This window comes from Stenotrophomonas sp. YJH_SMC_29, from assembly GCF_059371235.1.
The window spans coordinates 314127-334531 of record NZ_JCAFUK010000001.1; the positions used below are offsets into that span (position 1 = coordinate 314127).

Consider the following 20405-nt stretch of genomic DNA (forward strand, 5'->3'; position numbering starts at 1 on the left):
CGGCCTGGCCCCGCTTCGGGTTCCCGACTATTTCCCCCGGTGTTCGTCCAGGCACTCGGCGGTGTAGGCGCGCTTGTTCTCGCTGTCCTCATAGGCGCCGACCGCGCCCACATAGGCCGCGGACCACTTCACCCAATCACGGTCTGTCGGCGGTGCCGGCGGCCGCAGGGCAATCGCTCGTTCGCTGCACCCGGCAGGCGGCGCGTATGGCGCGGTCGTGCGCCTCCCGAGCAATGCGCAGGACGTCAGCAGCAGCGGCAGGATCAGGATCGGAAGAAGTCGCATGGATGGCCTCCACCGCCTTGGCGGTGCGTTCGCGGGTTTCGTGGGCTTCCAGGTCGACGGCGGCGGCGGTGTCGCGGCTGATCTGGACGCTGGTGCTGGTGGCCCGGACCTGGGCCTGCAGTGCCTTGTTTTCGGCTGAGGTGGCGGCGTCCGTTCGCCCCTTCAGCCACACGCAGCCCCCGATCGATGCCAGCACCACCACCGTGGCGATCTGTAGGGACTGTTTCGGGGTGAGCACGATCATCAGAGCGTTCCTCTGCAGGTGGCCATTTCCCACTGCCGGCGGTCGATGATGCCGCCGCACTTCGAACGCCACTGCGGAAGTGAGCAGTCGCGTTTGGCGCCGTCGATGGTGACGAAGCGCCACTTCCAGATTTCATCGCAGGCGGCGGTGCGCTCGCCGGCGTTCAGGCGCTTGGCCGCGGTGCTGCTGCAGAACGCGTTGTTGCCCACGTTGTAGGCGAAATGGCCCCAGGCCTTCACCTCGTGGAACTCGAATTCCCCGCGAACGCAGCGGCCCATGTTGTGCAGCATGGCCTGCACATAGTCCTGCTCGAGCTTCCCGCACTCGGCTGGGGTGTAGCGCCGACCGGGCACAACGACCGGCCCGGTGATGCCGGCGCAGACGGTCCAGATGCCGCCCGAGTCCCGATAGGGCACGTACTTCCGCCCCTCGTGCGCGGAGTTGTCCTGGCCGAGCGCGGCGACCAGCGCCAGGATCAGCGCGGCCGGCGCGGCGGCAAACCCGAACTTGCGGCCCTTGCCGCTCGGTGCCTGGTCAGCCACGGCGGGCCACCTTGGCGAGTACCCGGCGGACGGTGGCCCATCGGGCCATCCACCATGCGCTCCAATCGCCCCAGTTCTTCACCACCACGGTGAACGTCTGCGCCAGGGTAAAGACGATGGTGCAGACCACCGCCACGTCGCTGAGCGTGTACCCGGGGTTGTACGTGCCGACCGTGACGCCGGCGGCCGGGGCAATCTTCGCCGCGGCCACGGCAAGGTCTTGGGTGATCTGCTCTTTCATCGAGGCTCCGAACGGGTGGACGTTCAGCGCTCGAACACGACCTCATGCTCCCCTGCGCTGTGGCGCCAATCGTCCCGCGCGGTGATGTTCGGATTCCCGACTATCTGCCCGACTCGTTCAGGTGTATCGGTCAGCGCGCCCGCGCCGGCGTCCAGGTAGTCGTCCTTCTGGTTCGGCGCGGTCGGGATCCATTCCTTCATCTGATCCCACAGCGGCCCACGTAGCACGCTCACGTGCGCCCACAGCTGGCCGCCCGATTCCAGCAGCGGCTCCCAGGCCTCGAGGATGCGGCGGCTCTTGTTGGCCACCGCCTGCTCCACCGCCACGCCGCAGCGCAGCCGGCGCTGCTTCAGCGCGGCCTTCAGCACGGCCGGCGCGAAGGCGCCGATGCCGTTGGTTTCCACCACCACGCGCGGGAGGTTCAGCGTCTCGATCAGGTCGCACAGCTGCCAGACCTGGCCGCCGGTGATGACCTTTCCGGTGTCGTCGAACTCCGCCACCTCGCCGGTCAACTGCTCCATGCGGTGCAGGTAGCGCCGGCCGATCAGGTCCTGCAGCACCACGGCGACGGCCGACACGTCGGAGTTGAGCTTGCCGCTGGCCGGATCCCAGCGCACCGACGCCATGGCGATCTGCACGCCGCCCAGGAACATGGCAGCCGTGCCGTTGGCCTTCCTGATGACCGCCTCGACGGCGTAGGGGGTGATCCGCTCCGGGTCCAGGCGGATCTCTTCGATGGGTTTGGCTTCGAGCATGTACTGGCTGTCCCATGCGTTGAGGGTGCGCGTCTCCTTCCGGCGCAGCTCGATCTCGTTCCGGTCGAACCGCTCCGGCCAGGCGCAGCCGCTGTAGATATCCAGCACAGCACCGGGCGGCTTTGCGAAAACCAGCTCTCCTGCCTCGACCCGATAGTCAACGGCTTCGACCAGCACCCGGGCGTGCTTGTGGATGCCGACCACCACATACAGCCCGTCGTCTGCCGGCGTGAACTTGATCGGGTACCGCGTCTTGCTGTCGGTCTGCTTGTACCGGGTGGCGTGCGCGAACAGCGGAATGATCAGCGTGGATGCGCCGGCAGCGATGCGCTCGGGATAGATGCTGTCGTGGGTGTGCGGCGTGCCGATGAACGTCTTCTGCGCGCCTGGCACTGCAATGTGGGTCGACTCGCTGATGCGCTGCCGCAGCTTCAGCCGGGCCTCGGGTGTTTCGATGTTGCCGGGCACCTCGATATCGTCGAAATCCACGTCATCCGCGCGGGCACCGGTTGCGTTCGAGGTAACCCCCACGGCGCGCATGCTGGCATTACGAGCGTCCTTCGCACCCAACACCCAGAAGCGCTTTGCGCCAGGCTTCTTCGGCAGCATGCCAATGCACAGCGGGTGGTTGCGCAGAATGTTGATCACGTCGGCGGTGAGCATGCCGGCCGTCTCGTTGTCGGCTGACCACACGAGCGATCGATGAGCGCGGTTCTTGTACAGCTTGTGCGCCTTGCGCACGGCGTACACGGTTGACTTGCCAGCCCCCCGGAACACCATCAGCACGCGCTCAGGGTCTTCGCAGGTTTCCAGCCAGTTGCAGAGCCGGACGTGGACCAGCGGCACGGTCCACCCCTGGACCTTGGCCCACATCATGAAGAACGTCAGGAACGAGACGTCACGGCTTGCCATGGATCTTCGCCACTTCGGCTGCGCGGCGCTGCTGCTTCATCACCTGGTCGAGCAGCCGCTTGCCTTCCTTCTCCGCCGCAGCTACTTCGGCTTCCAGTCCGCCGTCGCCGTCCTGATCGTCCGCAGCTCCCACCTCGCCGGCACCACCGTTGCCGCTGCTGTCGCGCTGGATCATCGACACCAGCGACCCGACGCGTAGCAGCAGCCCACCGGTGGCCGCCGCATTGCGCTTGCACCAGTAGCGGTCGCCGCGCTCGGCCTTGTCCATCGCGCTGGGCGCCTTGCCAGCGCCGGTCCACGTGGCCGGGTCGGCTTCCTCGATGAAGGCCTCGGCCAACTTCTCGCTCAGGGCCTGCAGCCGCAGGTACTGGTCTTCGCGCATGTCAGCCTCCGCTTGGCGGTCCAGCATCGCCGCTATTCTTCGGCGCGAGTAGCCGAATCGCAGCCACTGACGCAATGAGCGGAAGCAGCAATATCAGCACCATCGAAAGGTCGTCCCCATTCCCTCCGGATGCCGACCCAAGCCTGAGGATCAAGCAGGTCGTCGCGTATGCCGCGCCTCCAGCGATCAGAGCTACGAGAAATGCAGAAATCCCCCGAATGGCCCCGAAGCGACGCTTCCCCACCATCGCCAAGTAGCAGAGGGCGAACAACAGGAGCGTTGGAATTGTCACTTCGGCCATCATCCCCACAAACATCGCACCAGGTCCCATCATCGATCTCCTGTAGTTGCTTCGAAATCGGGAGCCCGATCAGGCATCGCCTCACCAGGCTCCCACCAGTACCTCTGATTCCAGTCCTTCTGTGCGCGCTTACGCATGCGCCGTAGGTATCCGGGGCTGAGTTGCTCCTGAATATCATGGAAGAACATGTGATCCAGCGCACCACGCAGGTACCACAGATTCACAAACGGCGCGTTGCCCTTAGCAAATCGGAACGCCTCGGCGCCAAATTCTCGCTGCAGCTCGTCGGGGTTCTCATCACCGAAGGCCCAGCCGGAGCCCTTGCGCAGCACATTGAAAGCGTCGAAGCCGGTGCCAAACACTGGTCCGGCCACCAACCCAGCCCAGTTCGCCTGGCCGCCTCGATTGTCGCCCCCCATGCCGGTGTAGAAGACGTCACCGAGAATGCCAGCGCCACCGCCCTGGACGAACGCCGCCTGCCAGAACTTTGCAGTCGTCATGTCCCGCGGGTCCTTGCCTTGCACCAGGTCTTTCAACTGCAGAGCGGCTGCGCCGAACAGTTGCAGGCTTGCCATCATTGAGACGCTATAGGCGATCTTTCCCTGAGTGGTCGGGATATCGCGGATGCGCCGCAGGGTCTTGTTGAAGATCGACGCTGGGAACATCTTGAATGCCAGCAAGGTTCGCAGCATTTCGCCACCGAACGTACCTGCGCGCGTACCCTGCTGCATCATCGAGCGCGTGATGAGGTCGGGAGCAGTAACCATGTTCTTCGATTCGGCATCCAGGTAGCCGAGGAAGCGTGCGGTTGCGCGGTTCAGATCCGCCTCGCTGGCGTCGACAGCGCGAATTCCGTCTTTGGTCAACATGCCGTCGCGAGCTTCGGCCTGCTGCCAGATAGCCCAATCCTCCGGCGTGATGCCTGCACTCTCCATGCGCCGCCGTCCCCACTCGTCGAGTTGTTCCCAAGGGGTGTGCCTCATCCGCTCCATTGCCCGCGAGAGCATCAACCCGGCTGAACGGCGCAGTCCATTGGTCCATGCCTCCACAAGGGTAAGCCTCATCGTGGTGTTGGCCAGCTTGTCGGCCCAATTCTGAGCGAACACCTCCGTGTGCCAGCGGGACATTTCACTGCCTATCTCGTCCATACCGATGGCAAGGTCTTCCGCGACCTTGCGCCCATGCTTGCCGAATCCCTTGAACATCGTCTTCAGGGCGTCGCCGAGCGGTACCCCCGACGCCCGCGCATTGATCAAAAGCGTCGGTACGTCGGTGATAGAGGAAAGCATCACGCCCTGCAGCTTCGACATGACGTTCAGGCTTCGAGCAGCTTGGAAGTTCTGCGCCATCTTGGCGCTGACCGGCTGCGCGGTCAGACCCGACAGCGTGTCCCATACATTCTCGAGCGTGGTCTGCTCGTGCCAGGACGAACGAGCGCCGGTCTTGTTGTCCAGCTGCTCGGCCGTCTCCCGCAGCATCCTGGCAGTAGCGCTCGGGTTGGGGCCGAGTTCTTCCATCATCGCGATGTTCTTACCCATCGAACTCACATGCCCGATGACGGCTTCCAGCATTGAGCCGCGACCAAAGTTATCCATGTACTCGACGTGGCTGTCGGCGTCCTTGAAGTGCAGCACGCGGTGAGCGTCGTCGAATCGGCTGGCCCTCGAGCCTCTTCCCTGTGTGCCAGGCACGCGCTTGCTGCGCCCCTCAGTGGAGATCGTGTCGAACGCGCTCCCGAGCAAGTCCCTCAGTTCGGCGTCCCCCATTGGGGAACCATCTTCACGCAGGAACGCTTCGCGCCTCAGCCGCGGAAAGACGAAGTCCACCCATGCCTGCTTGCCGGCCCGGGCTACTCTACCCACGTCATGTGGCTGCGGAAGATAGCCGTAGTCGATCTTCCCGATCGCCGTTCCCGCGTTGTTGGACCGTAGGCGCATCGCTTCCGCGACCGGCAACCAGATTTCGGCGGCCTTCTTCATAACAGGGTTCGAATCGTCACCGTCGATCACCGCACGTGCGAACGCTACGACGTTTTCGCGATTCTCGAACAGCCCGAAGAACCGTGGCTCAACGGCTCGCAGCGCGGGCATCAGCTGCCCCATGTATTCCTTGATGACGCCGGCCGAGGCTGAGTCCACCTGAAGGAATCGTTCGAACACGGCAGCATGCGCAGTGTTCTTTCTGCCTCGGCCGCTCAGCTGCGCAGCCCGATCGCGGATTCGTTCCGTCTCCCGTACTTGGGCCAGCAGGTTGTCTGCGCGCCGCTGGGCGGCCTTGGTTGCTTCCGCAAGCGCCTCAGCCTGCGCGGCTTCCGCAGCCAACTGCTCGCGCTGCTGGCGTGAAAGGGAGCGCCAATCGGGGTTTGTCCGAGCCAACTGCTGCATGTGGCGCTTCAGCCCCGCCTCGATGCTGGCAACTTCTGCTGCAGACGGCTGGCGGCCGATAGCGGCCGCGACTTCCTGGACGCATGCTGGTTGCATCACCCTCTCCTGTACGCACAGTTGATCGCTGCCTGGAAGGCAGCAGAGTCGGCAGTGGCTTGCGCCAGCTCTGCCTCGATATCCGCAATCTCGTCAGCCACAGAACGATGCACCGCACCGCCATCAGCGTCAGTGCCAACCATGATTGAGGCGTTGGGATCTTCGGCGGCGAGAATGCGCGCCGCATCTAGAGGTGTTTCGGAGGTGGGGCTTACTTCGCCGCGGTTGCCGGCTTCCCGGCCAGGCGAGCCTTGCGCTCGGCCTTGGCCTGGGCCGTTTCCAGCCCGATCTCCCGCCAGCGCTGCTGGTGCGCCGCTTCCTGGGCCGCGGAATCCTCGATAGAGGTCTTCTGCGAGTCCGCCGATGCGGGCTTGGTCGAGGGCGTCTTGGAGGCTGCCATGAAGACTATCTTCCTCTACACGGGGCAGGCTTGCAAGATCGACCACTTTCTGCTTGCCCTTCCCCTGGCTGTTGTCGATGGCGGTCACCGTCACGCGGGGGTCGTCCGCATAGCGAGCCGCGATCGCTTCGATGGTCGGCCGGACGCCGGCATGAGTCCTGGCATGCTCCCGCAGGGGCACGGTACGGCCGGAGCCGTAGCGCTCAGCCTGGCGCTGAGCGCGGGGGATAGCCCCGTTGACCAGGGCATCTACCGGATCCCGGTACACATAGACGATATCCACGTCACGGCCTGCGGCCAGGGCCTGCTCGATCTTGTCCACCGCTGAGGACAGGGTGTTCATGTTCGTGTCGTAGATGATTTCGGGCCGCCCGATCGAATCGCCCATGGCCTTCATGCCGCTGGTCTTTCCCGCCCCGGTGCCGCCGGCGGTGAACAACACCGTCGAATCGAAGCCCTCCGGGGTGGGCTGGGCCAGCTTCTGCTCGTACAGCAGCTTGATGGTGTCGCTGGCCGCCTCGTGCACGTCCGCGCTGCGGGTGCGGTCGGCCAGGTATTCCGGCGACAGCTCGCGCGCAGTGTCGGTGTTCAGCACCCGGCCGCCGTCGGAGTCTTCGAGCGCCGCATAGTCGCGCAGCAGTTTGTCCGGGTCCGTCACCAGGCGTTCGCGCAGGGCCTGCCCAGCGGGATCGGTGTCAACCGGGCCCCCATCCGGCAGCACGCCGGCGCGCTTGGCGCGCTGGTTCCAGTTGGCGACCACTTCATCCTTCGTCAGGCCCCGCAGGTAGGGATTGGCCTCGAGCTGGCCGCGGCTCAGGATCCGCTCCATCGGCGTAGCGCCGTCCGACCGGGCGAAGCGCCGGCCGCCGGCGAGGCCGAAGTGATGCGCGGCATACAGGGTGTAGGCATCAACCGGCAGGCCCTCAGCACGCAGCCCTGCGGCGTTCTCCGCGTCCAGCGCGGCAACCATTTCCGCCGAGCGCGCCGGATCGGCTCGCAGCGCCAGCAGCTGCGCGTCGTCCAGTCCCTGCGCCCATTCCGGCTTGGTCTTGGCCACCATTCGGCGCCAGGTGCCGGCGGTGAACTGGTCAATCCCCAGGGCGCTGGATTCCGGGTTCCGGGCATCGGCCCGGCCACCGGACTCGAGCGCGCGGCGGAATGCCTGATAGCCCTGCAGCGTGGTGTCGGTTCCCGGCGATCCGTCGACGATCGGTACCGCTCGCCTGGCGCCAGTGAATGCAGAGTCGAGCTCGATGTTCAGGGTGAAACCACGGTCTACGGTCTGTCCGTAGCCGTCTGGATCCAGCTGCGCGTTGACCCAATCCGTGGGCATGTCGACATACTGCAGCTCGCCCCCGTCGCGATAACTGGCTGCATAGCTTCGATCCGTGGAAAACCACGCCGGGCCGTCGTATCGCCCCTTTGTGGCGCTTCCGTGATAAAGCCTCGTCATGCCTACAGCGGCCGCAGGTTCCGCGTAACGTCCAACGATGGGACCGATGAAGTCCGACGGCCGGATGGTGTCGACCACATTCACCGGCTCGCCGCGTGCCAGCTGCTCGAGCGCGTCCTGCAGCGCGTCCTGGCCACGGATGGCCGCGCCTTCGTCGGCGACCAGCGGGTCGATGGCAGTGCGCTGGAAGCGATCAGCATTGCGCGCGGTCAGCAGCGCATCGCGCTGTTCCAGGGGCACGCGCGGCGCGGTGGCATGCGCCAGCGCACCGAAGGCGAGGCCGGTCAGCGCGTCAACTGCGCGGGCTTCCACGTCCAGCGGATCGAAGGCCTTGGCCTGCTCAGCGTTGCCACCAGCCTGCAGTGCGGCGTACTGCGCGCCCGAGACACCGGCACCCAGCAGCAGGTTGCCCGCGGCGCCGGTGGCCAGCCGTTGAGTGAGGGTGGATCCGAATGCGGCCGGCAGCTTGAACCCGGCCAGCGTACCGACGGAGCCGGCCAGGCCGACCGCCTGCGCAGTGCCAGCGCCAACACCCTGCTTGACCAGCGAGGCCGGCCGCTCAATGCCCTCAGTTGCTGCCAGCAGCGACGGATTGCCACCCGCCGCAGCCAGCGGCAGCACGATCTCAGCCAGACCACCAAGCACGCGCCCGGCGGTGCCAGTTTCCGCGGGGTCCGGCGTCCAGGCGTCGACCGCCCGCTGGCCGATCCCCTCCACCACGTCTGCGAAGTAGGCATCCTGCCCGGCGGTGGTGGTGCCGCGCGTCGGATTGGCCACACCCTGCGCCTGCAGGAAGTCCGCCACGTCGTCCGTCATAAATGACGAGAGGTAATCGTCACGCGCCGCAACCGGGACCACACCGGCGGTCAGTACGGCGGTACCGGCTCGCGCACCGCCCCGCATGGTGCCGCTGAAAATCGACGAGCCCAGGCCTTCGAAGAACCCGGGCTTCACCTTCGACAGGTCCAGCGGATGGGCCACTGCCTGCTCGTCGAGCTGCTTGCGGCCCTGCTCGTCCAGATCGAAAACGCTCATCGGCCGCTCCCGGTGATGGTGATGGTCAGGGGCTTCCCATCCTTGGTGGTCAGGAACTCACGCCCGCGGGTCACGTAGTAGGTGCGCTCGCTCTGCTGGCGCAGACCGTACTTGCTGAAGCTGCCCACCACGGTGTCGGGCAGGCCCGCCGCCCTTGCGGACTCGGTGAATGCCTGCTCCGCCTGATCCTCGAACGTGTCCGAGCCCATGCCCCATGGCGCCAGCACCTCACCCCGCCCGTTGACGTCGACCACCTCGCCCAGCGCCGCAGTGATCGCCTTCTTCATGCGGTCGCTGTTGACCTCGGACGAGTGGTCGCCGTCGGCAGCAGACTGGCCGGTGTAGTACGCACGCACCGCCTGCATGGCGACGTCCGCAGCACCTGGCCGGCCAGCGAACAGGGCGCCGGTGTCGCGGGTGAACTGGTCGCGGAACTCCTTTTCCGGTGGCAGCGGGAATTTGGAATCACCCTTTCCCTGCAGCAGCCGGTTGCCCTCGAGCATGGTGGCGGCGACGTCCCGGCCGCTGGCCGCCTCGTCATCCTTGAACCAGTGTTTCTGCAGCGTCACCTGTGCGCGCTCACGGGTGGCCAGCATGCCGGCGTAGGCGACCACCGGCTGCTCGGGCGCGAGCTGCTTCATGGCCGCGTTGAACACCTTGTCATCCATGGTCGCCGTGCGCAGCTGGGCCAGCATCTGCGCCTGCTGCGTGCTGGTGCCCTGCTTCAGCTGCTCGCTGAGCGCCTGCACTTCCTGCGGCAGCAGGACAGCCATCTGAACCTGCGAGCCATAGCGCTTGCGCATGCTGTCGATGGTGGCGGCGCGGTTCTGCAGCTGCGCACCCACCTCCCAGGCGTCGGCCGGGCTGGCCAGCGCGGCCAGGTTCAGCGGCTCAACCTCGCCACCTTCGCGCGATGCGTTGAACAGCAGCGGCGTCTCGTCCAGCTGCTTCTGCGCCGCCTCGATCGCCGAGCGCGTGCGCGCCAGGTTTTCCTTGCGCTGCACGGTGCCACCGGCAGTGGCCAGCTCTGCCTCGGCCTTCTGTAGGTAGGTCTGCTGCTGCGCTGTCGGCATGCGCAGCACCTTCTGGACTTCCTTTTCCTCGGCCACGCGCTGGTCGAACTCGGCGCGCACGTCCGGGCTGGCGCCCTTCATCGAATCGGCCCAAGCCGTCCACATTTCCGGCGTTGCCGGTACGGCGCTGGCGATCTGCCGGTCGATCTGGCCCAGCACGCGCTGCGCCTTCGCGTCGATGCGATCGGCCGCCCGTTCGGCTCGGTCCTGCAGGGTCTGCTGCCGGGTCATCACCTGCGACAGCAGCGCGTTGCGCTTCTCGGGGTCCAGCTTGTCGGCATAGAAGCCATCGCTACTGGACAGGTCGGTTTCCAGCGTCTTCAGCGCCGCGGGATCCTCGCGGGCGAAGATCGCCCGTTGGGTGGCCTGCGACGTCCAGGTGCGGTCGTAGAAGTCCTGCAGGGCCTTACCCACTGCTGCATCGCTCAGGCCGGCCTGCTTGGCCAGCGGCGCGAAGGCCTGCGCCCGCTGGTTGACCGCGGCGATATCGGCGCCAGGCATGCCGGCGATCTTGCCCAGCTTGTCCAGGGCAGCGTCGAACTGCCCGCGGAACTCGGCGCGTTTGGCCGTGCGCGCCACCCGATCGACGCCGAGCTGCCCGGCAGTAACAGTGCGCTGCAGCCCGCGATCGTAGGCCAGTTGCAAATCGGGAGTGAGGCCGGCAATGGCCGGTTTCTCGATCTTGCCAACGGCTTCCTGGTAGCGACTCGCCGCCTCGGCATACGGCACATTGCCGGTAGCCACGTCGTCCTCGAGCTTGCGCTGGACGTCGCCCACCTGCAGCTCGTAGTCGAGCTGGGCATTGGCCGCCTTCGCGCGCGCCAAGCCCTCAGCCTCCCGCGCTTCCTCGGCAGCCATTGAGTTGCCGATTTGCGTGGCCACATTGCCCAGCTGCCCGACCGCCTGCGCGACGTCCCCTACCCCCGCGCCGCTGACGCGGGAACGCACCAGAGGCGCGGTGCCGCCACCCTGCCCGAACTGGCCGATATCGATGCGTGCCATATCAGCGCCCCCCGCTCAGGCTGCTGGTGCGCTTCCAGCCGCGGCCGATGCTCGACCCGCTGCTCAGCAGCGACGATGCGGCGTTCACGTAGCCAGCCCGCTGCGCCTGCTTGCCCGCATAGCGCGCGCCGCTCGCCTCGGCATTGAGCCGCGCAGCTCGATCGCTGCCCCCGGTCAGCGTCAGGAATGCGTCTTCGGCCGCGCCGCGGGAGATCTCTTCATCGATCTTCAGGGCAGTGGAACTGTTCACGTCGACACCGGAAGCAGCCAGCGCCGCCACAGCCTCGCTGCGCTGGCGCTTGGAAGCCTTCAGGATGCGCTCGGCCTCGACCTGCGCAGCGCCACGCTCGGCACGCGAGTCTGCTTCTGCCTGGGCCGCGAGATAGTTGTTGTACTTCCTCGACTCTTCGCCCTGCTGGATCGCGGCGCCGGCACTGAGCGCCAGCGCGCCCCACTGGATAATTGGGATTGCTGCAGCACCCATGGTTCAGCCTCCTTCGTACTCGAAAACGATGCCGGTTCGACGGAAACCCAGCTTCTCGTACAGCCGGGCCGTGCGATCAGTGGTCACGCCAGTGGTAACACCTACCTGGATCAGGTCGGCGCCCTGCTCCTTCGACCATGCGCAGAAGGCACGCACCAGGCCTGCGGCCAGCGCCGCGCCCCGCGCCCCCGGCTCGACGAACACGCCGTATTCGCCTGCGACCTTGGCCGGGGTGAACCAGCTCTCTTCGCAGTAGCCAGCCATCACACCGACCACGCGGCCGGCCTGCTCGGCGACCAGCACCACCCCCTGCCCGTCCATCAGCGCCTGAAACAGTCGCGCCATCTTGTCGATGGCGAAGGGGAATCGGCGGTAGTCGGACTCGGCGTGCATCTGCTCGGCCAGCATCAGCATTGCGCCCATGTCATCGTCGGTCGCGTGGCGGATCATTTGTTCACCGTCATGGTTGTAATCACTGCCTGCAGGTGGAAGGGATACGGCTGGGGCTGGGTGATCTCCATGTGGAAGTCGCCCATCTCCCAGCCCAGCTGCTCGACTCGTTCATCGCCGGTCAGCAGCGGCGGCGGCTGGTCCAACACGCCGAGGCCGGTTTTCCGCGCGAACATCACCTGGCCGTTGACCACCAGGCCGGTGGAGTTGAGAACGCGCACCACGACCTCGGAAACGCGGATGTTGCTGCTCTGCGCAGATCCCGAATCGCTGTACATTTCCGGCCGCAGCAGCTTCACGCGCGGCGAGAAGCCCAGCCCGATCTCGATCTGCTTGGCTGCCCGCTCGATGGTGATCTGCCCGCCGGCGACGACACGGTCGTTCAGCACCACACCGTCTGCCTTGACCTTGACAGTCTTCCCCTCGAGGTGGCCGAGGCCCAGCCAGGTGGTGTCGCCTGCAACGCTGGTGGCGGTGACGCAGGCGTCGGTCATCACGTCGCGGTCGAAGCGCTCCACATAGCGCTGCTGCACCCCGTTCACCGTGCGGCTGACGATCGCCCAGGTTTGATCGCTGTCCGTGCGCGGCAGCGTGGCCACCGAGATAAACCGGCCGTCTGTCACCTGCCTGGACCAGCCGACCACCTCCTGGTCGCGATCGAGGGCGCAGGTTGCCAGCTGGCCGTCCGTGCGCACGCAATGCAGCAGCGAGTCGGGCTCGGCCTCGTAGGCGCTGCCGGTGATGCCGCCCGCTGTCATGTGGTCGGCCAGCACGGTCAGTTCCGGTGCCCCGTACTGCGCGGTGTCGATGCGGTCGGCAGACAGGGCGCGCAGCTTGCGGTTGGCACGCTGGGTAAACACCAACTCCCGGCCCACTCGCTCGGGTGAGACGTCGCCACAGCCAAAGCTGGATTGGTTGCGGATCTGCACGTTGGTGGGCGTGATCGGCTTGTCCAGGCTGCCCTGCAGGGTGAACTCGCCGCCGTTGGTCAGCGCCACGAGGGCGTTTACCTGGGTCAGGTGCCGGATGAGGTTCTGGCGATCGCTGGCCAGATCGAACGACACCGCATCGTCGTCGTTGGTGCCCAGCTCGAAGTTGAGGTATTCGCCGATGCGCGAACCCCACACGGTCTGCGGGAACGCGCGCGAGCCAGCCAGCCAAAGGCGCTGCTCGAAGAACGTCCCCGTTCCCGGGTAGCCGTTGCGGCCACCCCACACCGTGCCCTTCAGCACCCAGGCCAATGCAGGCACGGCCACCAACGCCGTGAGCGCGCGCCGGACAGTCGCCGTGGCCACCGTCGACGAGCTGACAGCATCGATCTGCACGAGCCCGGCGTTCAGTTCTACCCACTTGCCCACGTCCACCGAGCGCCAGCCAGGCGCGTCCAGGGTCAGCGTCACCGAAGCGCCAACCGGCGGCAGGTCGTTCGCCCCGCCGCCCGCGTAGGTGGGGGTCAGCACGGCCAACGGGCTGCCGGTGATCACCCACTGCCCAGCCGCGGTGGTCAGCGCAGGGAAAGGCGTCTGCGTGTCGACCGTCGCGGTGGTCGGGCTGGTAACCGCCGTGATGACCGCCAGGCCGCCCAGGGCCTCGATCTCGCGGCCTACGTCTGCCGCGAGGAACGCATCCCCGCTGGTGGTGATGGTTCGCCCAGGGCCGAGCGCCAGGCTGTCCAGCGTCATGGTCACCGGCGGGGCATAGCCCACCTCGCCGAAGGGCTCTTCCACCCACGGCACCGCCTCGAGGATCCACGAGGCATCACCGAAACGGCGAAGGCGGCGGGTCACGTAGTCCGGGTGGAACAGGAACATCGTGTCCCCGCTCTGCACGTAGTCGATCGCGGCCACGTCGGCCTCGGCATAGTCGGTGACGATCTCGAACGGGGCGAACACGCCCGGGCTCGACTCAACCAGCACCTGTGCGCCGTTCTCGAGGAACACCCGGATATAGGCATCGCCGACCTCGAGCATGTAGGCCTGCGATCGGCTGAAGACGTAGGGGACCAGCGCCGCGTACTTGTCTTGGTGCTTGGCGTGCGCGCAGTAGCGCAGGCCTGGCCGGCGCTGCACGCCACCCTGCACCATGATGATGACGTTCTCGAGGATCTCGGCCGCGTTGCGGTAGCGGTCGATATCGCTGCGCCCGTAGAGCTTCGGGCTGATCTCGCCGGCGGTGAAGTTGGTTTGAGCGGGGGTCAGGCGCATGGTCAGCCCCTCATCCGGCTCTGCAGCAGCGGGAAGTCGCCGAACGTCTCCGGCGGGTCGTCCTGGCCGTCGGTGGCCCTGGCTTCGCGCAGCAGATCGCGTAGCTCGATCTTCTTGGCTTCCTCCACGCTGGTGCTGGCGGTGATCGGGTACGCCAGGCGCGCAGCTACAGCGACAGTCATCACGTCCACCAGCAGGCTGTCCCACTGATCTTCGGGAACGTCGGCGCCGTAGAGCAGCGGCATGATCGGCTCGTCGCAGAGCAGGTAGCGCCCCTCGGTGCGGTAGTCGAGACGTCCGCGGGTGTTGCGATCGCCCACGCCCCAGGTGCGCAGCCAGTCGCCCGGCAGGCGGAATCGGTACGCATAGCCGAAGGCGGGCCTCACCTCATCCGGCGAGAGCTGCACGCGCCTGGCGCAAGTGTTCCAGTAGTGACCACGCAGGATGGCCAGCCGCAGGCCGGGGTACAGCGCGGCGCAGAGCTTGGCTCGATCGAGGTTCGAGCCCGCGCCTTCGGACTCGCTGAAGCTGGCGATCGGCTTGGCGCCGAGCATCATCAGCGCGTTGGAGCAGATCGTGATGGGGTCAGTCATGGTGCGCGGCCCTCAAAAAAAGCCGGGCGCACTCGGCGCCCGGATGGTGTCCCTGTTGCTATCCGGGTTGGAAACCTGGATCAGTTGCCGTCGATGAAGTGGCCCTTCAGGGCGATGCTGCCCGCGGCAGTCGCGCCTGCGGTCAGCGTGGCGGCCACGTCGTAATAGACGCCCGGGTCAGCGGCCAGACCCAACACGCGCCACAGGGGCCATTCCAGCTTGTCCGGGGTGACGGTGCCCGACTCGATCAGGACGTTCGTGCCGTTCTGCGCGGTGGCCAGGTCGGCGGCCGAGGCGAACAGATCGGCATCCACGACTGCGCCGGCATTGCGGGTCGGCAGGTCGTACAGGCCGATATCGGCGGCGGCGGCGGTGATCGCGGTGCAGGACAGCAGGAGCGCGCTCACGCGCCAGCTGGAATGCACCGAGAACAGGCGCAGCACGCTGGCCGCGCTGTCGCCATTGGCCACGGCGATCACGCCGATGGATTCCTTGACGCGGCCGGTGGCCAGCTTGGTCGGCGCGGCGTTGCTGTTGAGCTGGGAGGGGACGCCATCGCGCTGGGCGAGTGCGGCGGAGAGCTTGTTGACGACTGCCATGGTGGCTACCTCGTATGCGAATGGGTTGGGTGGAGCAGCGGCCGAAGCCGCTGCGCCGGATGGATCAGGCTTCCTGGCAGGCGATCTCGACGACCTTCACTTCCTCGGAGCGCACCGCACCGATGGCCTGCTTGCCGTACACGCGGGTGTTGAAGCCCTTGCCCGGGTCCTTGCCGACTTCGGTGGTGGTGTCCTTGCCGATGCCGAGGGTGATGCCGGACTTGGCCCACGCCAGGCCGTAGCGAGTGGTACCGACCTTGTCCAGGCGTTCGGTCGGGATCCAGTTGAAGCCCATCCACTTACCCTTCAGCGAGCCGTTCTGCAGCATCTGCACGGCCAGGAAGTCGGCAGACGTCAGGGTGGTGTCGCTCAGGACGTCCTGCAGCATCTGAGCGGTATAGGCCATGTACAGCTCTTCGCCGTTCTCTTCGTCCGCCTCGTTGCGGCGGAACATGCCCTTCGCCTGGATGATCTTGGCCTTGGTCAGGCCGGCGCCGCCTACTGCGATCTTCTGCGTGGCCGGCAGGATGATGTTGCCAGCGGTGGCGCGCGAGTTGCCGCGGGCAGCGGCAATGATCACGTCGTCCTTGGAGCGGTTGAAGGCCGACACCATGGCCTTGACGTAGTCGCTGGTCGGGTCGACCAGCATGCGGACCTTGTCCAGGTCGTCGATCATGTCGCCGTCTTCCCAGTCGTACAGGTCGACGAAACGGGTACCGTGCTGCTGGTCGTTGATCGGGGTGTCACCGTGACGCACCAGGCGGCGCTGTGCGGTGCGCTGGCCGAGGAAGTTGATGGACTTGGACATGCCGACGATGCCCGACTCGATGGTCACACAGGACTCGAGGCGGGACGGCATCTGCTGGGCCACGTGGCGGAAGTTGTCCGCGAACTGCTGCACGAAGGCTTCGGTAATCTGCTGGCTCATATAGGGCTCCGAAGGGTTTGAAGGGGGCTCGTGCCTGCCCGGGTGTCCCTTGCGGGGCCGTGCGGTTCGCGTGGCAACGTCGCGGGCTTTCGCGGGTATCCGGGTGCCACCCCGGGCCGATGGCTGGCAGGATGGCCGTGCGGCCCATTCGGAATCCCGACTATTTGCATGGGCACAAAAAAGCCCCGCGCTGGGCGGGGCTCTTGCGGGACGTGTTGCGATCAGCGAACGGCTGATGCGCCGAGCTGGCGCTGCTGGGTGCCGTAGCGCTTCTGATACATGTCGCTCACCTGACGCACGACGCTGGCGTGCTGCGGATGGCTCTTGTCCATGTAGGCCGGGTTGGCCTTCAGGGCATCCACCTGATCCTGCCAGTCAGCTGCCGCTACCGGGTCCGAACTGATCGGCTTGTCCTCGCCCATTTCCTTGCCGATGCTGGCCATCAGCGCCAGGAAGTCAGGGTCGTTGCCGAACTTCTGCATCACGTTGTCGTAGTTGCCGGGCTGGCCGGCAGGAGCTGCGAAGCCCTGGGCGGCACGGGCGGCGCTCGCCAAGCCCGCCTTCATGGCTGCGTCGTCCTTCCACACTGCCGACAGGGTCTGTCGGGCCTCGTCGGCGCCCAGCTGCAGGTTGGCCTCGAACAGCTGCGGTGCCATCTGCAGGTATTCGCCGACGAAGAAATTCATCTGCTCGTTGCTGATGCCGGCCGCGTGGGCCTTCGTGGCAAGGGCCTTGTACATGGGGTCGGCCATGAACTCCTGCAGGTCGACACCTTCGACCAGCGGCTTGCCCTCGGCGTCGGTCGGCACGGTCAGCTGGTAGCTGTCGGGGTTCTCCGGCACTGTGCCGGTGGCGCCGCTGCCCAGCTTCGCCTCGAGTGCCTTGTAACCCTCACCCAGCTTGCGGGCCGACGCCTGGAAGTCGATTTCGTCCTTGCCGTCGACCTTTACACGGTACTTCTCCGGCAGCCACGCGGCTTCCTCTCCCGCGCCTTGTTGGAGTAGCGAGGCAGCGTCTCCCGCGCCCGCCGCGCCGGCAGCTGCTGCTGCGGCATCGGTACCGCCTGCGCCTGCGGCCGAGGTGTCTTCATGGTTGCTGCTCATGTTCATCGGGTTCTGCTCCGTTCGCTCGGTTGATCTGATTGAGGATGAAGGTGGGGACCGACAGCGCCCCCGCGTTGAAATCCGTCTGCCGCTGGCCGTCCAGGCCGCCACGGACGTAGGGGTTACCGCCGAAGCGCCGCACCAGGTCCTCGAGGATCAGCGCCCCCTCGGCGTGGTTCTCGAACACCCGGGCGTACATTTCCGGCGTCACTCGTTCGCGCTGGTCGGTCATGCGGCGGCCTGCTGGCCAACGGCCTGCTGTGCTGCGCCCATGGCCACCTGTTCAACGGCCGCTGCCTGCCGCTGCTCATCCGCTGCCTGCTGCTTGGCCTGCTGGACTTGCAGCACCTCGTCCTGGCTGCGCAGCACGTCCGGTGGAACGCCCAACCCCTCGGCGGTGATGCGGATGGCCGCGGCGGTATCCAGCTGGTCGAACACGCTGGAATCGCCAGTGGCCTGTGCCAGCGCGCCCATGTTCAGCACCAGGCGCTCGATCGCGGTCACTTCCTCGAGGCGCTGCGCGCGGGCCAGCGGCGAGACGTACTTCACCGTGTACTCGCGGTCGGCCAAGGACTCCGGCGGTTGACCCAGCACGCCGGCGCGGGCGGCGATGCCGAAGCAGCGGGTAACCATGGGGCGCAGGTACTCGGCCTGCAGGCGGCCATAGATCGGGCCCAGCAGCTGGCGGATCAGCTCCACCCGCACGTGCACCTCGGTGGCCGTCATGGCCGGGCCGTCCTGCGGCTGCAGCTGATCGGCCATGAAGATTTTGCGGATCGCCGCCTGCAGGTGGGTCACCATGTACTCGGCCAGCTGGAAGTCGCTGCCGGTCTTCAGCTCCTTCATCGAGTCGACCGAGTTGGCCACGATGACCTTGCGCGGGCCGACCTTGACCGTGCGCGGGTTCAGGACACCGTCGTCCTCAGCGATCCACATGCCGGCGATGGCGATATCCGCCGCGGCCAGCTGCATGGCCTTCAGCTCATTGAGCATGCGCATGTCGGGCAGCGCGTCGAAGGCCGGGCCGACGCCATAGGCGCTGTTCGGCAGGCGCATCCAGCGCGGCACCACACAGGGGAACTCGTGGTAGCCCGACTCGCGCACCAGGTGCTTTGTGTTGGCCTCGACCACACAGGACGCGAAGGGCAGGTTCCTGGCCAGGCGCGCGCCGACCACGTGCATGGGCCGCGGCTCGATGCAGGTGATGAAGCTCACCAGTTCCAGCGGTTTGTCCTTGACCAGCTTCTGCAGCTGCTCGCTCAGGTTCTCGGCCCCGAACTGCGCGGCGGCAGCCTCAGCCGAAAGCCTGTGTTCCCGGTAGATGGTGTCGACCAGGCCATCGGCGCGGGTGCTGGCCACGTAGCAGGTGGCGATCGGCCACTGCTGGAAGCTGAAACCACCGTCCGGCGCCTCGTCGATGTAGAGGACGAACCAGCCCGCGGCGACCGCGTCCAGGCACCCCTCGTAGCCTTCGGCGTCGAAGTTGGATTGATGGATGTTGGTCCAGACAGTGTCGGCGGCCTCGCCGAGCCATTCCTTCTCGTCGTCGGTGGCCTGCTCCACGTCCAGCTCGAACCAACGCGAGTTGGCCGGGGTCAGGCCCGACATGATCCCCGAGGCCAGGATGCGGCAGCCGTCGGTGCCGGTGCTGTCCAGGATCTCGCCGCGTTTGCGCATGCCCTGCTGGGCGTCCAGCTGCTGGCCATCGAAGCCATCGGCGCGCAGCGGGTACGTCATTTCGAAGCAGTGGCGCCACGTGGGTTCGTGGATCTGCCGGCGAGACTTCAGCTCGCCGAGGCGCTTGTGGATGCGGGCACCGGCGCTCATCAGGCACCGCCCAGGGTCGACTTGCCAACAGCGCTGGCCAGCAGCGAGCGGCCACCGCTGCCACCGGCCAGGCCTTGCGCTCCCAGCGTCAGCAGCGACGACTCGCGGCGGCGGCGGCGGCGCGATGCCAGCTCGAGGTTGGATTGGGTGGTGGCCTGCGCCTCAGCGGCGCGCTGGTCGGCCACGGGGTCGCGTTCGACGACCTTGGGTGCCTTGGGTTTCCCACACATGGGGTCAGCCTCCTGCAGAGCCCAGCAGACTTACGGCGAAGGAACTGCGCCGCTTCAGTCGCTGGTTGAGGGTGGATTCCGTGGACTGCGCGGCCAGGCGCCGGGCATCGGCCAGGGCGTTCGGTAGGACGTTCTTGGCGTCCTCCTGGGCCTTGCGGTCGGCCGCCTCCTGGGCGGCGATGCGCTGGCGCTCCTTCCGAAGGTCGCCGGTGGGATCGCCAATGGCCGTCTTGGTGATGCCGAGCGGATCCGCGTACTTGGCGTTCTTGCCGGTGAGCAGGCCGGCCGGGTCCATGATCTTGGCCTTGTTGCCGCACATGGCTCAGGCCTTCGGCTGCGGCTCGGGGACGACCCAACCGGCGTCGGTCAGGTAGGCCTGGCCAGTGGTTGCGGTGCGCGGGTTGGTGATCGCCGGCTCCCGCTCTTCCACCGGGCGGCCCTCGTAGATCCAGTCCACGCCGAAGGCTTCGCCATAGAGGCGGTTGGCGTCATGGGCTTCCACGTAGTCCGGCACGATGATCGGCCCCCGCCCACGCTCTGCCTCGCTGGTGTCGGCGGTTGCCTGCGCCAGATCCTCGCGGCGCTTGTCCTCGGCCTCAATGGCTGCCAGGACGCCCTTGCGGTTGTCGCCCGCCACCTCGAGGTCGCGCAATGCGATCAGATCGCCAGCGGTCAGGCCGGGCAGCGCCTCGGAGATAACCGCGACGGTCTGCTTGGACAGGGTCAGGACGGCAGCCAGGCGCTCGTCCGGCGGCGCGGTGGTGGTGCCGGCGGCTGCGGCGCTGGTGTCGGCGGTTTCGCCGGGGACTTTCACGGTCAGTTCGGGCGCGGGCATGTGCTGCTCCTGTGGGCTGCATGGGTGGCGAACAGCCCGGAGTGTTC

The 20405-nt window shown here is 66.7% G+C and carries 20 protein-coding genes; all 20 read right to left on the reverse strand.

The window, feature by feature from the left end; genetic code table 11:
• Positions 1-136: 136 nt before the first annotated feature.
• The 20 genes from AC5P9I_RS01465 to AC5P9I_RS01560 all read right to left on the reverse strand — a co-directional run bounded on the left by AC5P9I_RS01465 (position 137) and on the right by AC5P9I_RS01560 (position 20358).
• Positions 137-529 carry a hypothetical protein gene (locus AC5P9I_RS01465; protein WP_100450368.1) on the reverse strand — a complete coding sequence of 131 codons (393 nt, stop codon included), beginning with the start codon at positions 527-529 and terminating at the stop codon, positions 137-139.
• Positions 529-1071: a lysozyme gene (locus AC5P9I_RS01470; RefSeq protein WP_414608578.1), complete on the reverse strand. Its 543-nt coding sequence runs from the start codon at positions 1069-1071 to the stop codon at positions 529-531. Before AC5P9I_RS01470 ends, AC5P9I_RS01465 begins: the two co-directional genes overlap by 1 nt.
• The gene (locus AC5P9I_RS01475; RefSeq protein ID WP_111188062.1) at positions 1064-1312 is read right to left on the reverse strand and encodes a hypothetical protein; all 249 of its coding nucleotides are present in this window, start codon (positions 1310-1312) and stop codon (positions 1064-1066) included. The genes AC5P9I_RS01470 and AC5P9I_RS01475 overlap by 8 nt, the downstream gene beginning before the upstream one ends.
• A 23-nt stretch (positions 1313-1335) precedes the next feature.
• Complete coding sequence (gene terL, locus AC5P9I_RS01480; protein ID WP_414608579.1) at positions 1336-2979, reverse strand: phage terminase large subunit; 1644 nt, start codon at positions 2977-2979, stop codon at positions 1336-1338.
• Positions 2966-3388, reverse strand: coding sequence for a hypothetical protein (locus tag AC5P9I_RS01485; RefSeq protein ID WP_414608580.1), 423 nt, complete (start codon positions 3386-3388; stop codon positions 2966-2968). Before AC5P9I_RS01485 ends, terL begins: the two co-directional genes overlap by 14 nt.
• 303 nt (positions 3389-3691) lie before the next feature.
• Positions 3692-6142: a hypothetical protein gene (locus AC5P9I_RS01490; RefSeq protein WP_414608581.1), complete on the reverse strand. Its 2451-nt coding sequence runs from the start codon at positions 6140-6142 to the stop codon at positions 3692-3694.
• Positions 6142-9030 carry a zeta toxin family protein gene (locus tag AC5P9I_RS01495; protein WP_414608582.1) on the reverse strand — a complete coding sequence of 963 codons (2889 nt, stop codon included), beginning with the start codon at positions 9028-9030 and terminating at the stop codon, positions 6142-6144. The genes AC5P9I_RS01490 and AC5P9I_RS01495 overlap by 1 nt, the downstream gene beginning before the upstream one ends.
• Positions 9027-11105, reverse strand: coding sequence for a hypothetical protein (locus tag AC5P9I_RS01500; RefSeq protein WP_414608583.1), 2079 nt, complete (start codon positions 11103-11105; stop codon positions 9027-9029). The genes AC5P9I_RS01495 and AC5P9I_RS01500 overlap by 4 nt, the downstream gene beginning before the upstream one ends.
• Before the next feature lies 1 nt (position 11106).
• Complete coding sequence (locus tag AC5P9I_RS01505; protein WP_414608584.1) at positions 11107-11589, reverse strand: hypothetical protein; 483 nt, start codon at positions 11587-11589, stop codon at positions 11107-11109.
• 3 nt (positions 11590-11592) lie between these two features.
• Positions 11593-12039, reverse strand: a complete 447-nt coding sequence (locus tag AC5P9I_RS01510) for a GNAT family N-acetyltransferase (protein WP_414608585.1) — start codon at positions 12037-12039, stop codon at positions 11593-11595.
• The gene (locus tag AC5P9I_RS01515) at positions 12036-14243 is read right to left on the reverse strand and encodes a phage tail protein (protein ID WP_414608586.1); all 2208 of its coding nucleotides are present in this window, start codon (positions 14241-14243) and stop codon (positions 12036-12038) included. The genes AC5P9I_RS01510 and AC5P9I_RS01515 overlap by 4 nt, the downstream gene beginning before the upstream one ends.
• Before the next feature lie 2 nt (positions 14244-14245).
• Positions 14246-14836, reverse strand: a complete 591-nt coding sequence (locus AC5P9I_RS01520; protein ID WP_032957636.1) for a phage connector family protein — start codon at positions 14834-14836, stop codon at positions 14246-14248.
• Positions 14837-14916: 80 nt separating this feature from the next.
• The gene (locus tag AC5P9I_RS01525; protein ID WP_414608587.1) at positions 14917-15435 is read right to left on the reverse strand and encodes a hypothetical protein; all 519 of its coding nucleotides are present in this window, start codon (positions 15433-15435) and stop codon (positions 14917-14919) included.
• A 64-nt stretch (positions 15436-15499) separates the two neighbouring features.
• Positions 15500-16363, reverse strand: a complete 864-nt coding sequence (locus AC5P9I_RS01530) for a phage capsid protein (RefSeq protein ID WP_165710852.1) — start codon at positions 16361-16363, stop codon at positions 15500-15502.
• Between the two features lie 221 nt (positions 16364-16584).
• Positions 16585-17466 carry a hypothetical protein gene (locus AC5P9I_RS01535; protein ID WP_414608588.1) on the reverse strand — a complete coding sequence of 294 codons (882 nt, stop codon included), beginning with the start codon at positions 17464-17466 and terminating at the stop codon, positions 16585-16587.
• Positions 17450-17698, reverse strand: coding sequence for a Bbp19 family protein (locus AC5P9I_RS01540; protein WP_414608589.1), 249 nt, complete (start codon positions 17696-17698; stop codon positions 17450-17452). The genes AC5P9I_RS01535 and AC5P9I_RS01540 overlap by 17 nt, the downstream gene beginning before the upstream one ends.
• Positions 17695-19293 carry a portal protein gene (locus AC5P9I_RS01545; protein WP_414608590.1) on the reverse strand — a complete coding sequence of 533 codons (1599 nt, stop codon included), beginning with the start codon at positions 19291-19293 and terminating at the stop codon, positions 17695-17697. Before AC5P9I_RS01545 ends, AC5P9I_RS01540 begins: the two co-directional genes overlap by 4 nt.
• Positions 19293-19523 carry a hypothetical protein gene (locus AC5P9I_RS01550; RefSeq protein WP_032962287.1) on the reverse strand — a complete coding sequence of 77 codons (231 nt, stop codon included), beginning with the start codon at positions 19521-19523 and terminating at the stop codon, positions 19293-19295. Before AC5P9I_RS01550 ends, AC5P9I_RS01545 begins: the two co-directional genes overlap by 1 nt.
• A 4-nt stretch (positions 19524-19527) precedes the next feature.
• The gene (locus AC5P9I_RS01555) at positions 19528-19842 is read right to left on the reverse strand and encodes a hypothetical protein (protein WP_032962289.1); all 315 of its coding nucleotides are present in this window, start codon (positions 19840-19842) and stop codon (positions 19528-19530) included.
• A 3-nt stretch (positions 19843-19845) separates the two neighbouring features.
• Positions 19846-20358 carry a hypothetical protein gene (locus AC5P9I_RS01560; RefSeq protein ID WP_414608591.1) on the reverse strand — a complete coding sequence of 171 codons (513 nt, stop codon included), beginning with the start codon at positions 20356-20358 and terminating at the stop codon, positions 19846-19848.
• Positions 20359-20405: the final 47 nt, after the last annotated feature.

Bases quoted from the DNA above. Each gene is read 5' to 3' on its own strand.
- AC5P9I_RS01465 (WP_100450368.1), bottom strand. From the start codon at position 529: ATGATCGTGCTCACCCCGAAACAGTCCCTACAGATCGCCACGGTGGTG.
- AC5P9I_RS01475 (WP_111188062.1), bottom strand. From the start codon at position 1,312: ATGAAAGAGCAGATCACCCAAGACCTTGCCGTGGCCGCGGCGAAGATT.
- terL (WP_414608579.1), bottom strand. From the start codon at position 2,979: ATGGCAAGCCGTGACGTCTCGTTCCTGACGTTCTTCATGATGTGGGCC.
- AC5P9I_RS01485 (WP_414608580.1), bottom strand. From the start codon at position 3,388: ATGCTGGACCGCCAAGCGGAGGCTGACATGCGCGAAGACCAGTACCTG.
- AC5P9I_RS01490 (WP_414608581.1), bottom strand. From the start codon at position 6,142: ATGCAACCAGCATGCGTCCAGGAAGTCGCGGCCGCTATCGGCCGCCAG.
- AC5P9I_RS01495 (WP_414608582.1), bottom strand. From the start codon at position 9,030: ATGAGCGTTTTCGATCTGGACGAGCAGGGCCGCAAGCAGCTCGACGAG.
- AC5P9I_RS01500 (WP_414608583.1), bottom strand. From the start codon at position 11,105: ATGGCACGCATCGATATCGGCCAGTTCGGGCAGGGTGGCGGCACCGCG.
- AC5P9I_RS01505 (WP_414608584.1), bottom strand. From the start codon at position 11,589: ATGGGTGCTGCAGCAATCCCAATTATCCAGTGGGGCGCGCTGGCGCTC.
- AC5P9I_RS01510 (WP_414608585.1), bottom strand. From the start codon at position 12,039: ATGATCCGCCACGCGACCGACGATGACATGGGCGCAATGCTGATGCTG.
- AC5P9I_RS01515 (WP_414608586.1), bottom strand. From the start codon at position 14,243: ATGCGCCTGACCCCCGCTCAAACCAACTTCACCGCCGGCGAGATCAGC.
- AC5P9I_RS01520 (WP_032957636.1), bottom strand. From the start codon at position 14,836: ATGACTGACCCCATCACGATCTGCTCCAACGCGCTGATGATGCTCGGC.
- AC5P9I_RS01525 (WP_414608587.1), bottom strand. From the start codon at position 15,435: ATGGCAGTCGTCAACAAGCTCTCCGCCGCACTCGCCCAGCGCGATGGC.
- AC5P9I_RS01530 (WP_165710852.1), bottom strand. From the start codon at position 16,363: ATGAGCCAGCAGATTACCGAAGCCTTCGTGCAGCAGTTCGCGGACAAC.
- AC5P9I_RS01535 (WP_414608588.1), bottom strand. From the start codon at position 17,466: ATGAGCAGCAACCATGAAGACACCTCGGCCGCAGGCGCAGGCGGTACC.
- AC5P9I_RS01540 (WP_414608589.1), bottom strand. From the start codon at position 17,698: ATGACCGACCAGCGCGAACGAGTGACGCCGGAAATGTACGCCCGGGTG.
- AC5P9I_RS01545 (WP_414608590.1), bottom strand. From the start codon at position 19,293: ATGAGCGCCGGTGCCCGCATCCACAAGCGCCTCGGCGAGCTGAAGTCT.
- AC5P9I_RS01550 (WP_032962287.1), bottom strand. From the start codon at position 19,523: ATGTGTGGGAAACCCAAGGCACCCAAGGTCGTCGAACGCGACCCCGTG.
- AC5P9I_RS01555 (WP_032962289.1), bottom strand. From the start codon at position 19,842: ATGTGCGGCAACAAGGCCAAGATCATGGACCCGGCCGGCCTGCTCACC.
- AC5P9I_RS01560 (WP_414608591.1), bottom strand. From the start codon at position 20,358: ATGCCCGCGCCCGAACTGACCGTGAAAGTCCCCGGCGAAACCGCCGAC.